The sequence below is a fragment of the Cupriavidus sp. LA-1 genome (assembly GCF_055385985.1).
The window spans coordinates 2,671,660-2,685,461 of sequence record NZ_AP031387.1 but is presented as its reverse complement, the minus strand read 5'-3'; the positions used below and the strand labels follow the sequence as shown (position 1 = coordinate 2,685,461).

Here is a 13,802-nt window from a genome sequence, read left to right as displayed (position 1 = left end):
GGTCAGCTGCCCTTGCGGCGGCGCGTGCGCGTGGCTGCCGGCGCGGGGTTGGCCGGCTCCGGTGCTGCCTTGGTCGTGGTGCGGCTTCTTGCCGGCGCCGGCTCCGCCCCGGCGATGCGCCGTTCGCGCAGATGCGCCTTGGCGCGCTGCAGGCGGGGCGCGACGGTGTCCGCGCGCGCCAGTGCCACGCCGGCAGCCAGCACGTCGCCCAGCACGAGATGGCTGATGCGCGAGGTCATCGGCGTGTAGACCTCACTGTCTTCCTCGACGTCGGAGAACACGCAGACGTCGGCCAGCCGCGCCAGCGGCGAGCCGCTGTGCGTGATCGCCAGCACGCTGGCGCCGCTGCTGCGCGCCAGCGTGGCGGCGGTCAGCATGTCCCAGGTGCGGCCGCTGTTGGAGACCAGCACGGCCACGTCGCCTCGGGCCAGCAGCGCGGCGGACATGCTGAACACGTGCGGATCGGAGTACGCGACCGTCGGCATGCCCAGGCGGAAGAACTTGTGCTGGATATCCAGCGCGACGATGCCCGAGTTGCCGCAGCCGTAGAACTCGATGCGCCGGGCGCCGGCGAGCAGCTGGATGCCATGCTCGATCTGGTCGGCCGACAGGGCATTGCGCACGCTCATCAGCGTGGCAATGGTGCGGTCGAAGACCTTGCCGGCGATGTCCGCGGGGCGGTCGTCGGCCGCGACGTCCTGGTGCACGAAGGGTGTGCCGCCGCCGACGTTCTGCGCAAACTGCAGCTTGAATTCGCGGAAGCCGTCGTAGCCCAGCGCCGCGCAGAAGCGCGCGATGGTGGGCTGCGACACGCCCGCGCGCTCGGCCAGCTCGGGCATCGACAGCCGGATCACGGCGGCGCCGTGCCGGGCGACATAGTCGGCCAGGCGGCGTTCAGAGGGGCGGAGCGTGTCGTAGACGGCAAGGATTCGGTCGCGCATGGCGGCGGGGGCTGTGGGGTCTGGGTTTGTGGCTATGTAGAGATTCTACATCGGATGGCGTCGCATCTTGCCCGAATTGGTGCGTGACCCGCCCTCGGGGTTTGCCCTGATTTCCGGAATTTCTGCGAGATTGTGATGCATGAGCGGGTCGACGGCGCGTCCGCGCTCGGTATAATGGCGTCGATCTGTAGAAAATCTACATGCGATGGCGCGGCTTATCGCGTCGCCACCCAGCCCACAAGGAACGTCTGAGCCATGCCTTCCGCTGTCCATGCCGAGCTTCTGGCCGTAACCGACCGCATCGTTGCGCGCAGCCGCGCCAGCCGTGCCGCCTACCTTGCCCGCTGCGAGCGCGCGCAGGCTGAACTGGGGCCGCTGCGCGGCATGTCCTGCGCCAACCTGGCGCACGGCTTTGCCGCACTGCCCGCCAACGACAAGCTGAAGCTGCGCGTCGACCATGCCCCCAATCTCGGCATCGTCACCGCGTACAACGACATGCTGTCGGCGCACCAGCCATACGAGCGCTACCCCGCCGTGATCCGCGAGGCCGCGCGCGCGGTGGGCGCGGTGGCGCAGGTGGCGGGCGGCGTGCCAGCGATGTGCGACGGCATCACGCAGGGCAACCCGGGCATGGAGCTGTCGCTGTTCTCGCGCGACGCGATTGCCATGGGCACCGCGGTGGCGCTGTCGCACAACACCTTCGATGCGGCGCTGATGCTGGGCGTGTGCGACAAGATCGTGCCCGGGCTGCTGATGGGTGCGCTGCAGTTCGGCCACCTGCCGATGGTGTTCGTGCCGGCGGGCCCGATGGCCAGCGGCCTGCCCAACAAGGAGAAGGCGCGTGTGCGCCAGCTCTACGCCACCGGCCAGGTCGGGCGCGAGGCGCTGCTCGAGGCCGAATGCCAGGCCTACCACGGCGCCGGCACCTGCACCTTCTACGGTACCGCCAACAGCAACCAGTTCCTGATGGAAATCATGGGCCTGCACCTGCCGGGCGCGGCCTTCGTGCACCCGGACAGCGGCCTGCGCGACGCGCTCACGGCGGCGGCGGCACAGCGCGCGATCGCCCTGCGCGCGCGCGGCGACGAATACCTGCCGCTGGCGCGCATCGTCGACGAACGCGCCATCGCCAATGCCATGGTCGGCCTGCTGGCCACCGGCGGCTCCACCAACCACACCATCCACCTGGTGGCGATGGCGCGCGCCGCGGGCATCGTCATCGACTGGAACGATTTCGACCTGCTGTCGCGCATCACGCCGCTGCTGGCGCGCGTCTACCCGAACGGCTCGGCCGATGTGAACCACTTCCATGCCGCGGGCGGCGCCGGTTTCGTCATCCGCGAGCTGCTGCAGGCGGGGCTGCTGCACGAGGACGTGCAGACCGTGGCCGGCCCCGGGTTGGCCCGCTATGCACAGGAGCCGGTGATGACCGACGGTGTGCTGCGCTGGCGCGACGGCGCGGCGCAGAGCGGCGACGCGCAGGTGCTGGCCACGGCCGCGGCGCCTTTCTCCGCCGAAGGCGGGCTGCGGCTGATGCAGGGCAACCTGGGCCGCGGCGTGATCAAGGTCTCGGCGGTGGCGCCGGAGCACCGCGTGGTGGAGGCGCCGGTGCGGGTGTTCGATGCGCAGGAGGCGCTGCAGGCCGCCTTCGATGCGGGCGAGCTGACCGGCGACCTGATCGCGGTGGTGCGTTTCCAGGGGCCGAACGCCAACGGCATGCCCGAACTGCACCGCCTGACCCCGGTGCTGGGCGCGCTGCAGGACGCCGGCCACAAGGTGGCGCTGGTGACCGACGGGCGCATGTCGGGCGCGTCGGGCAAGGTGCCGGCGGTGATCCACGTCGGCCCCGAGGCGCTGGCCGGCGGCGCGCTGGCGCGCGTGCGCGACGGCGACCGCATCCGCGTCGATGCCGTCGCCGGCACGCTGCAATGGCTGGGCGACGAAGCCGAATTCGCGGCACGCGATCTGGCGCCGGCGCCGGCCGACGATTTCGCGCGGTTCAGCCTGGGGCGCGGCCTGTTCGGCCTGTTCCGGCGCCATGCGCGCATCGCGGAAGAGGGCGGCAGCGCACTCGACCTGTCCGAGGCGGATGCCGAAGCCGGCGCAGGCGGTCGCGAACGTACCGCGGCGGCGCAAACCGTCGCACAATAGCCAGGCCAGAGGCCGATTTTTCCCCTGAAGTTCCCCGCGGGGCGGCAGCGCCCCGGGACGCCTTTGCGCCGCCGCAAGGACGTCCGGCTGGACCGACAAGGACTGACAAGGATGGCGACACCATCCGATACCAAGACCGACGGAGCAGACATGATCTATATCCTGATGGGCGTTTCCGGCAGCGGCAAGACCACGGTCGGCCAGTTGCTGGCGCAGCGCCTGGGCTGCGGCTTCCATGACGCCGATGCCTTCCACAGCGACGCCAACAAGGCCAAGATGCACGCGGGCATCCCGCTGACCGACGACGACCGCTGGCCGTGGCTGGCCGCCATGCGCGCCGCCATCGACGCGGCCCGCGCCGAAGGCCGCACCCATGTGTTCACCTGCTCGGCGCTGCGCCAGGCCTACCGCGACCGGCTGACCCCGCCCGACGGCGGCGTGACCTTCGTCTTCATGAAGGGCGATGCCTCGCTGATCGGCCAGCGCCTGTCCACGCGCACCGACCACTTCTTCAACCCCGACCTGCTGCAGAGCCAGTTCAATACCCTGGAAGAACCCAGCGACGCCCTGGTGCTCGATATCCGCCAGTCCCCGGAGGCGCTGGTCGCCACCATCCTGCAGGCCACGGTGCCGCAAGGCGTCGGCGCGGCGCGCTGATCCGGCCGACTGCCACCCGGCTGGCGCCGCCGGCCGCTCCGGGCGGCGCGTTCCCACGTGACTCGCAAGAAAACGGCCGCCAGCCTCGCTGGCGGCCGTTTTTGCGTGCGCTGGCAGGCATCTTGCTAGTTCATTTTTCATACCGGTGCGGGTTAGTCACCTTGCGGCTTTCGCCGGCACGGGTATGCTGAAAGGGCCAGTGACTCGACGGCATCACCGCGGCACTCGCAGGACCGGGGGGGCGCGGCGGGCCAGGGCAGGACAGCCAGGGCAAAACCAGGGCAGCCGGCAGCGGCCGCGAAGTCGCGGCGAAGCGGTAGCGCCGGAAGCCCGCGACATGGAGGAACGGCCATCATGGCGGGGCGGTATTTCGACGAGATGCTGGACTGGCGCACGGACGGGGCGCCGATGGTTATCCAGGCGGGACAGGCATTGCCTGAAGGGGCGGTACGCCCGCATTACCGGCATTTCGCAGACTGGCTGGCACGGCAGTCCGAAAGCACGATGGGCAACAAGCGCGCCGAGGCCGACCTGATCTTCCGGCGCGTGGGCATTACCTTTGCCGTCTACGGCGACAAGGATGAAGCCAACAGCGGCACCGAGCGCACCATTCCGTTCGACGTGATCCCGCGCATCTTCCCGGCCAGCGAATGGGCGCTGCTGGAAAAAGGCCTGCGCCAGCGCGTGGCCGCGCTGAACCGCTTTATCCACGATATCTACCACGGCCAGGACATCATCCGCGCGGGCGTGATCCCGCCCGACCAGATCTACAACAATGCCCAGTACCGGCCCGAGATGCTCGGCGTCAGCGTGCCGCACGATATTTATGCGCACGTGGCCGGCATCGACGTGGTGCGCGCCGGCGAGGGCGAGTTCTACGTGCTGGAAGACAACCTGCGCGTGCCCTCGGGGGTGTCGTACATGCTGGAGAACCGCAAGATGATGATGCGGTTGTTCCCCGACCTGTTCGCGCGCAACCGCGTGGCGCCGGTGGCCCACTATCCTGACCTGTTGCTCGACATGCTGCGCGGCGTATCACCGCAGGCGATCGCCGATCCCACGGTGGTGGTGCTGACGCCGGGCATGTACAACTCGGCGTACTTCGAGCATGCGTTCCTGGCGCAGCAGATGGGGGTGGAGCTGGTGGAGGGCAGCGACCTCTTCGTCGAGGACGACCACCTGTTCATGCGCACCACGCAGGGCCCGCAGCGCATCGACGTGATCTACCGCCGCGTCGACGACGACTTCCTCGACCCGCTGGTGTTCCGCCACGATTCGTCGCTGGGCGCGGCGGGGCTGCTGTCGGTCTACCGTGCCGGCAACGTGACCATCTGCAATGCGATCGGCACCGGCGTGGCCGACGACAAGTCGATCTATCCGTATGTGCCGGACATGATCCGCTTCTACCTGGGCGAGGAGGCCATCCTCAGCAACGTGCCGACGTATATGTGCCGGCGCCCGGACGACCTGCATTACGTGCTGGACCATATGGACGAGCTGGTGGTCAAGGAAACCCACGGCGCCGGCGGCTACGGCATGCTGGTCGGGCCGGCCGCGACCCGGGCCGAGATCGATGCCTTTCGCGAGGTGGTCAGGTCCAGGCCGGAGCAGTACATCGCGCAGCCCACGCTGGCGCTGTCGACCTGCCCGACCTATGTGGAAGCGGGCATCGCCCCGCGCCATATCGACCTGCGTCCGTTCGTGCTGTCGGGCAAGGAGGTGCGCATGGTGCCCGGCGGCCTGACCCGCGTGGCGCTGCGTGAAGGTTCGCTAGTGGTGAACTCCTCGCAAGGGGGCGGCACCAAGGACACCTGGGTGCTGGAACGATGAACGCGATCCAGGCCATGACGACCGCCGCCACCGACCTCACTGCCACCACGCCAGGAGAGCCCACATGCTGAGCCGCACCGCCGACCATCTGTTCTGGATGGCCCGCTACACCGAGCGCGCGGAGAACACCGCGCGCATGCTCGACGTCAACTACCAGACCTCGCTCTTGCCGCAATCGGCCGAAGTGGCCGAGCAGGGCTGGTGGGCCATGCTCGATATCTCCGAGCTCACCGATGTCTTCGACCACAAGTACGGCCTGCTGTCGCGCGACGATGTGATCGACTTCATGGTGCGCGACATGACCAATGCCTCGTCCATCATGAGCTGCCTGCGCGCGGCGCGCGAGAACGCGCGCGCGGTGCGGGGCTCGCTGACCACCGAGGTCTGGGAGACCGTCAACACCACCTGGCTTGAGGTGCAGCGCCTGATCGCCGACGGCGTGCTGAAGGAAGACCCGGCGCGCTTCTTTGAATGGGTCAAGTTCCGTTCGCACCTGGCCCGCGGCGTGCAGTTCGGCACCATGCTCAAGGACGATGCCTTCCACTTCATGCGGCTGGGCACCTTCCTGGAGCGCGCCGACAATACCGCGCGGATCCTGGACGTCAAGTTCCAGGCGTCGGGCAGCGACGAGAGCGATGCCAACCGCGACCAGAACGACTTCTACCACTGGGCCGCAGTGTTGCGCTCGGTCTCGGGTTTCGAGGTCTACCGCAAGGTCTATCGCGCGGTCATCACGCCGCAGCGCGTGGCCGAGCTGCTGGTCCTGCGTCCGGACATGCCGCGCTCGCTGGTGTCGAGCATGGACGAAGTGGTTGCCATCCTGCACACGGTACGCAACCAGCAATCGGCGGAAACCGAGCGGCAGGCTGGTAAACTCCACGCCGACCTGAAGTACGCGCGGATCGACGATATTTTCGCCGTCGGCCTGCATGCGTACCTGACCAGCTTCCTGGAGCGCATCGGCGACCTCGGCAATGGCATCAGCCGGGACTTCCTCGTGCCGCTGCTGGCTGCCTGAGATGGGCCGCCGGCAGCCTCCATGTGCCGCCGCCGCGCCCTGATACCGTGAAATACAAGATCCATCACCATACTGTCTACCGCTACGCCGAACCGGTGCGGCGCAGCGTGCACGAAGTGCGGCTCGAGCCGCGCTCGGGCCCGCTGCAGTCCGTGCACAGCTGGCAACTGGTGACGCCCGGCAGCCCGTCGGCCGGGCGCGATGGCTTCGGCAATATCGTGCACAACTTCACCGTGACCGGGCCGACCAGCACCCTCTCCATCGAAGCCACTGGCGAGGTGGAAGTGCTGCCGCCGCATGGCGACCTCGACCGCGACGGCCACCATGCGTTCTGCGATGCGCCGCCGCCCGGTGAGTCACGGGTGTCGCCGCTGTACTTCCTTGGCAGCACGCCACTGACCACGGCACCGCCCGCGATGCAGGCGTTTGCCGCGCCGTTCCTGGCCGCCGGGCATGACATTCCCGCGCTGCTGGCACTGGCGCAAGGGATTGCCGAGCGGGTGCGCTACAAGCCCAATACGACGGATGTCGGCACCTCGGCCGCCGATGCCTTCGCGCTGGGAAGCGGCGTGTGCCAGGACCAGGCGCAGGTGATGGTGGCGGCGTGCCGGGCGCTGGGCATCCCGGCACGCTATGTGAGCGGGTACTTCTACGACCCGGCAGCCAGCGAAATGGCCAGCCATGCCTGGGCCGACGTCTGCCTGGACCCGGCGCGCGAGATCTGGTGCAGCGTCGACATCACGCACGGCTGCCTGACCGACGAGCGCCATATACGGCTGGCGGTAGGGCGCGATTACGCTTCGGCGGCACCAGTCCGGGGCATCCTGGAAGGAGGCTCCGGCGAAACGCTGGAAGTCAATGTAGCTATCACGCCACTTTATACCTGATTAGGTGCCTGATTCCAGACAAGGCGCGGTGCCGGTGCACCGGCGCTAGAATCCGGGGTGATGCAGGCCCACGGCTGGCCACTTCCGGCTGCCCCTGAGAACACCAAGACAAATCATGACGTACTGTGTAGCCATGCGGCTGGATGCCGGCCTGGTATTCCTGTCCGATTCCCGCACCAATGCCGGGGTGGACGCCATCTCGACCGCGCGCAAGATGACGGTGTTCGAGGAACCCGGCGACCGGGTGATGGTGCTGATGACCGCCGGCAACCTGGCCATCAGCCAGTCGGTGCGCCAGATCCTGGCCGAGAACCATGACGAGAAGCGCTCGCTGTGGACCGCGCGCGACATGTTCGAAGCCGCCTCTATCGTTGGCGAAGCGGTGCGCCAGGTGCACAAGCGCGACGCGCATGCGCTGCGCGATGCCGGCATCGAGTTCAATGTCAGCCTGATCTTCGGCGGCCAGGTGCGCGGCGAACGCGTGCGGCTGTTCAATATCTACGCGGCGGGCAATTTCGTCGAGGCCACGCCCGAGAACTGCTACTTCCAGATCGGCGAGGCCAAGTATGGCAAGCCCATCATCGATCGCGTAGTGCACCCGTCGCTGCCGCTGGCGGAGGGCGCCAAGTGCGCGCTGATCTCGATGGATTCGACGCTCAAGTCGAATATCTCGGTCGGCCTGCCGCTGGACCTGCTGGTCTATGAGGCCGATTCGCTGCGCGTGACCCGCTTTGTCAGTATCGACGAGCGCAATGCCTACTTCCGCATGATCCGCGATACCTGGGGGCAGCGCCTGCGCCAGGTCTTCGGCGAGATTCATAACCCGGAATGGGATGCCGCTACCGCCGCGGAATTCCCGCTGGCGCGCACCGGCGAGGCCGACCGCTGGGGGCAGCCGGTGCGCGCCAGGCGCAATCCGGCCCGCACCCAGGACTGAGGGCGGCCACACACGATGCGCGAGATCATTCATTTTTCCCATGCCAACGGCTTTCCGGTGACGACCTACCGCAAGCTGTTCGGCGAACTGGACGGCGACTTCGAATTCCGCGCGGTCGACCGCTACGGGCACAAGCCCGAATTCCCGGTGACGCGCGGCTGGCCGCACCTGGTGGAAGAGCTGCTGGGCGAGATCGACCGCCAGTACCGCGAGCCGGTGTGGCTGGTGGGCCATTCGCTGGGCGGCTTCCTGTCGCTGATGGCGGCGCTGCGCTGCCCGGAGCGGGTGCGCGGCGTGGTCATGCTGGATTCGCCGATCATTGCCGGCTGGCGCGCGTCGCTGCTGAAGACCGCCCAGATGCTGGGCATGGATGAAAAGCCCGGCCCGGCGGCGGTGACCAGAAACCGGCGCACCCACTGGCCGGATGCCGAGGCGGTGTGGGAACACTTCCGCTCCAAGCCCAACTTTGCCGTGTGGGACCAGGAGGTGCTGCGCGACTACGCCATCCACGGCACCGAGCCGACCGGCAAGGACGGCGAGCGCCGGCTGCGCTTTGACCGCGAGGTCGAATACTGGATCTACCGCACGCTGCCGACCAGCCTCGGGCGCAAGGTGGCGCGCGGCGCCCCGGTGCCGGTCGGCTTTGTCGCCGGCACGCGCTCGCGCGAGGTGCGGCAGTGCGGCCTGGGTGCAACCCGCAAGCTGGTGGGGCCGAACTTGCGCTTTATCGAAGGCGGCCATCTGTACCCGATGGAACGGCCGCAGGAGACGGCGCAACTGGTGCGCGACCTGATCGGCGCGATGCGTCGCGAGGGGCGCTGAGGCTGGTGTGCCGCGGGCGTGCGGCGCATGCGCCGCAGCGCCCCGGGAAAGCCAGTTGCTGCCCCGCTGCGGAGGGGGGCTGTCACAATTTCCGGGTCGGCGGGAAACGGGCTCTCATGTATAATCCCGATTTCCCCGGCAAGCTCGGTTTATGACCAAATTCGTCTTCGTCACCGGTGGCGTCGTCTCTTCTCTCGGCAAGGGCATCGCTGCTGCCTCGCTCGCGGCCATTCTTGAGTCGCGCGGCCTCAAAGTCACCCTCCTCAAGCTCGATCCCTACATCAACGTCGATCCCGGCACGATGAGCCCTTTCCAGCATGGCGAGGTGTTTGTCACGGAGGACGGTGCGGAAACCGACCTGGATCTCGGCCACTACGAGCGTTTCGTCTCGGCCAAGATGCGCAAGTCGAACAACTTCACCACCGGCCAGATCTACGAATCGGTGATCCGCAAGGAGCGCCGCGGCGAATACCTGGGCAAGACCGTGCAGGTGATCCCGCATATCACCAACGAGATCCAGGCGTTTGTCGAAAAGGGCGCCGCGGCCTCGCACGACGGCAAGGCCGACGTGGCGCTGGTGGAAATCGGCGGCACCGTGGGTGACATCGAATCGCTGCCGTTCCTGGAAGCCGCGCGCCAGATGAGCCTGCGCATGGGCCGCAACCACTGCGCCTTCGTGCACCTGACCCTGGTGCCGTTCATTGCCAGCGCCGGCGAGCTCAAGACCAAGCCGACCCAGCACTCGGTGCAGAAGCTGCGTGAAATCGGCATCTCGCCGACCGCGCTGCTGTGCCGCGCCGACCGCCCGATCCCGGACGACGAGCGCGCCAAGATTTCGCTGTTCGCCAATATCCCGCAGGACGCCGTGATTTCGGTGTGGGATGCTGACAGCATCTACAAGATCCCGCAGATGCTCAACGAGCAGGGCCTGGACCGCCTGATCTGCGAAGAGCTGCGCCTGGATCCCAAGCCGGCCGACCTGTCGATGTGGCAGAAGTTGGTCAACGCGCAGGAAAACCCCGAGCACGAGATCACCATCGGCATGGTCGGCAAGTATGTCGACCTGACCGAGTCGTACAAGTCGCTGATCGAGGCGCTGCGCCACGCAGGCATGCACACCGCCACGCGCGTCAACATCGAGTACATCGATTCCGAGGAACTGGAATCGGGCCACCTCGAGGTGCTGGCCCCGCTGGACGCCATCCTGGTGCCGGGCGGCTTCGGCAAGCGCGGCACGGAAGGCAAGATCCGCGCGATCCAGTACGCCCGCGAGAACAAGATCCCCTACCTGGGCATCTGCCTGGGCATGCAGCTGGCCGTGATCGAGTTTGCCCGCCACCTGGCCGGCATGACCGATGCCAACTCGACCGAATTCAACCTGGAAACCGAACACCCGGTGGTCGCGCTGATCACCGAGTGGATGGACCGCGAAGGCAAGGTCGAGCAGCGCTCGGCCGATTCCGACCTGGGCGGCACCATGCGCCTGGGCGCCCAGCGCGTGCCGGTCAGGGAAGGCACCAAGGCCGCCGCGATCTACGGCGCCGAGGTCAACGAACGCCACCGTCACCGCTACGAGGTCAACAACCACTACGTGCCGACCCTGGAAAAGGCCGGCATGGTGATCTCGGCGCGCACCCCGACGGAAAACCTGCCGGAAATGATGGAGCTGCCGGAGTCGATGCACCCCTGGTTCGTCGGCGTGCAGTTCCACCCGGAATTCACCTCGACGCCGCGCGACGGCCATCCGCTGTTCAAGGCCTACGTCGAAGCCGCGCTGGCCAGCCAGCAGCGCAAGGGCGCCTGAGCCCCGGGCGGCACGAGAGGAGATTGTCATGAAACTCTGTGGATTCGAGGCCGGCCTCGACAAGCCGTTCTTCCTGATCGCGGGTCCGTGCGTGATCGAGTCCGAGCAGATGGCGCTGGATACCGCCGGCGAGCTCAAGGCGATCACCACGGCACTGGGCATCCCGTTCATCTACAAGTCGTCGTTCGACAAGGCCAACCGTTCTTCGGGCAAGTCGTTCCGCGGGCTGGGGATGGAAAAGGGCCTCGAGATCCTGGCGACGGTCAAGCGCGAGATCGGCGTGCCGGTGCTGACCGACATCCACGAGATCGACGAGATCAAGCCCGTCGCCGCCGTGGTGGACGTGCTGCAGACGCCGGCCTTCCTGTGCCGCCAGACGGATTTCATCCGTGCCTGCGCCCAGAGCGGCAAGCCGGTGAACATCAAGAAGGGCCAGTTCCTGGCGCCGCACGACATGAAGAACGTGATCGACAAGGCGCGCGATGCCGCGCGCGAAGCCGGTCTGCCCGACGATGTCTTCATGGCCTGCGAGCGCGGTGTCTCGTTCGGCTACAACAACCTGGTGTCCGACATGCGCTCGCTGGCGATCATGCGCGAGACCGGTGCCCCGGTGGTGTTCGACGCCACCCACTCGGTGCAGCTGCCGGGCGGCCAGGGAACCAGTTCGGGCGGCCAGCGCGAGTTCGTGCCGGTGCTGTCGCGCGCCGCTGTCGCCACCGGCGTGGCGGGCCTGTTCATGGAAACGCACCCGGACCCGAGCAAGGCCCTGTCCGATGGCCCCAACGCGGTGCCGCTGTCGCGCATGAAGGAACTGCTGGCCGTGCTCAAGGACCTGGACACGCTGGTCAAGCGCGCCGGGTTCCTGGAAGACAACTTCGGCTGGCCGGCCTGCGCCTGAGCGGGCCGGGTTTGCCGCCGCCGTGCCGTTACCCGGCGCCGGCGGTGACAAACCATATCGAAAGACCATACAAAAAATCGGGAGATACTCCATGGCCGCGGGCTTTATCATCGCCTACGTCGACGTGACCGACCCCCAGCAGTACGAGGAATACAAGGTGCTTTCGAGCAAGGCCATGCAGATCCATGGCGCCGAAGTGCTCGTGCGTGGCGGCAAGACCGAGCCGCTGGAGGGGGAGTGGGCGCCGACGCGCGTCGTGGTGCTGAAATTCTCCAGCTATGAAGCCGCCAAGGCCTTCCACGACGGCGAGGCCTACCGCGCCGCGCGCAAGGCGCGCGAGCATGCGGCGAAGATGAACATGATCGTGGTCGAGGGCGCCGCCTGACCGGCTGGTGCCTGGCGGCAGCCATGCGCGCACGGGCTGCGCACATGACATGCGCCTGACACGCGCACAGGTTGAAGTAATCAGCAGCAGCAAGAATCAACAGTCAGAGAGGAATTCATGAGTGCAATCGTAGATATCATCGGTCGCGAGGTTCTCGACTCGCGCGGCAATCCCACCGTCGAATGCGACGTGCTGCTGGAATCCGGCGTGATGGGCCGTGCGGCCGTGCCGTCGGGCGCCTCCACCGGTTCGCGTGAAGCCATCGAACTGCGCGACGGCGACAAGAGCCGCTACCTGGGCAAGGGCGTGCTGAAGGCCGTCGAGCACATCAACACCGAAATCTCCGAAGCCATCATGGGCCTGGACGCCTCCGAGCAGGCCTTCCTGGACCGCACCCTGATCGACCTCGACGGCACCGAGAACAAGGGCCGCCTGGGCGCCAACGCCATGCTGGCGGTGTCGATGGCCGTCGCCAAGGCCGCCGCTGAAGAAGCCGGCCTGCCCCTGTACCGCTACTTCGGCGGTTCGGGCGCGATGCAACTGCCGGTGCCGATGATGAACATCGTCAACGGCGGCGCGCACGCCAACAACAGCCTGGACATCCAGGAATTCATGATCATGCCGGTGTCGCAGACCAGCTTCCGCGAAGCCCTGCGCTGCGGCGCCGAGATCTTCCACGCGCTGAAGAAGATCCTGGCCGACAAGGGCATGTCCACCGCGGTGGGCGACGAAGGCGGCTTCGCCCCGAACTTCTCGTCCAACGAGGAATGCCTGAACACCGTGGTGCAGGCCATCGAGAAGGCTGGCTACCGCGCCGGTGAAGACGTGCTGCTGGCGCTGGACTGCGCCGCCAGCGAGTTCTACCACGAGGGTGAAGGCGTGTACCAGCTGGAAGGCGAGGGCCTGAAGCTGACCTCGACGCAGTTCGCCGACTACCTGGCCAACCTGTGCGACAAGTTCCCGATCGTGTCGATCGAGGACGGCATGGCCGAAGGCGACTGGGACGGCTGGAAGACGCTGACCGATAAGCTGGGCAGCCGCGTGCAGCTGGTGGGCGACGACCTGTTCGTCACCAACACCAAGATCCTGAAGGAAGGCATCGAGAAGGGCATCGGCAACTCGATCCTGATCAAGATCAACCAGATCGGCACCCTGACCGAAACGTTTGCCGCCATCGAAATGGCCAAGCGCGCCGGCTACACCGCCGTGATCTCGCACCGCTCGGGCGAGACCGAAGACAGCACCATCGCCGACATCGCGGTGGGCACCAACGCCGGCCAGATCAAGACCGGCTCGCTGTCGCGCTCGGACCGCATGGCCAAGTACAACCAGCTGCTGCGCATCGAGGAAGACCTGGGCGATATCGCCAGCTACCCGGGCAAGGGCGCGTTCTACAACCTGCGCTGACACCTTGCCCGGCTGTTCCCGCGGGCGCGGGAACGGCGGCAAGTTGATGGAATGGCGGCGGCCGG

12 protein-coding genes are annotated in these 13,802 nt (G+C 67.3%); 11 read left to right on the top strand and 1 reads right to left on the bottom strand.

The window, feature by feature from the left end; translation table 11 throughout:
• Positions 1–2 precede the first annotated feature (2 nt).
• Positions 3–941, bottom strand: a complete 939-nt coding sequence (locus ACZ5MJ_RS12545; RefSeq protein ID WP_464219690.1) for a MurR/RpiR family transcriptional regulator — start codon at positions 939–941, stop codon at positions 3–5.
• Positions 942–1,196: 255 nt separating this feature from the next.
• Here ACZ5MJ_RS12545 and edd point away from each other — a divergent pair, with 255 nt between their 5' ends.
• The 11 genes from edd (at position 1,197) to eno (ending at position 13,737) form a co-directional block, all read left to right on the top strand.
• Positions 1,197–3,092, top strand: a complete 1,896-nt coding sequence (edd, locus tag ACZ5MJ_RS12540) for a phosphogluconate dehydratase (RefSeq protein ID WP_464219689.1) — start codon at positions 1,197–1,199, stop codon at positions 3,090–3,092.
• Between the two features lie 150 nt (positions 3,093–3,242).
• Positions 3,243–3,749 carry a gluconokinase gene (locus ACZ5MJ_RS12535; protein ID WP_464223711.1) on the top strand — a complete coding sequence of 169 codons (507 nt, stop codon included), beginning with the start codon at positions 3,243–3,245 and terminating at the stop codon, positions 3,747–3,749.
• Between the two features lie 354 nt (positions 3,750–4,103).
• The gene (locus ACZ5MJ_RS12530; protein WP_464219687.1) at positions 4,104–5,579 is read left to right on the top strand and encodes a circularly permuted type 2 ATP-grasp protein; all 1,476 of its coding nucleotides are present in this window, start codon (positions 4,104–4,106) and stop codon (positions 5,577–5,579) included.
• Positions 5,580–5,643: 64 nt separating this feature from the next.
• Positions 5,644–6,597, top strand: a complete 954-nt coding sequence (locus tag ACZ5MJ_RS12525) for an alpha-E domain-containing protein (RefSeq protein ID WP_464219686.1) — start codon at positions 5,644–5,646, stop codon at positions 6,595–6,597.
• Positions 6,598–6,644: 47 nt separating this feature from the next.
• Positions 6,645–7,484, top strand: coding sequence for a transglutaminase family protein (locus ACZ5MJ_RS12520; RefSeq protein WP_464219685.1), 840 nt, complete (start codon positions 6,645–6,647; stop codon positions 7,482–7,484).
• 115 nt (positions 7,485–7,599) lie between these two features.
• Positions 7,600–8,421 carry a proteasome-type protease gene (locus ACZ5MJ_RS12515; RefSeq protein WP_464219683.1) on the top strand — a complete coding sequence of 274 codons (822 nt, stop codon included), beginning with the start codon at positions 7,600–7,602 and terminating at the stop codon, positions 8,419–8,421.
• A 15-nt stretch (positions 8,422–8,436) separates the two neighbouring features.
• The gene (locus tag ACZ5MJ_RS12510) at positions 8,437–9,243 is read left to right on the top strand and encodes an alpha/beta fold hydrolase (protein WP_464219682.1); all 807 of its coding nucleotides are present in this window, start codon (positions 8,437–8,439) and stop codon (positions 9,241–9,243) included.
• Between the two features lie 151 nt (positions 9,244–9,394).
• A complete protein-coding gene (locus tag ACZ5MJ_RS12505; protein WP_464219680.1) occupies positions 9,395–11,047 on the top strand; it encodes a CTP synthase in 1,653 nt (550 codons plus the stop codon).
• Positions 11,048–11,075: 28 nt separating this feature from the next.
• Positions 11,076–11,945 (top strand): 3-deoxy-8-phosphooctulonate synthase, encoded by an 870-nt coding sequence (gene kdsA, locus ACZ5MJ_RS12500; RefSeq protein ID WP_432259749.1) that lies wholly within the window; start codon positions 11,076–11,078, stop codon positions 11,943–11,945.
• Between the two features lie 91 nt (positions 11,946–12,036).
• A complete protein-coding gene (locus tag ACZ5MJ_RS12495) occupies positions 12,037–12,330 on the top strand; it encodes a DUF1330 domain-containing protein (RefSeq protein ID WP_464219678.1) in 294 nt (97 codons plus the stop codon).
• A 117-nt stretch (positions 12,331–12,447) separates the two neighbouring features.
• Positions 12,448–13,737, top strand: coding sequence for a phosphopyruvate hydratase (gene eno, locus ACZ5MJ_RS12490; RefSeq protein WP_464219676.1), 1,290 nt, complete (start codon positions 12,448–12,450; stop codon positions 13,735–13,737).
• Positions 13,738–13,802: the final 65 nt, after the last annotated feature.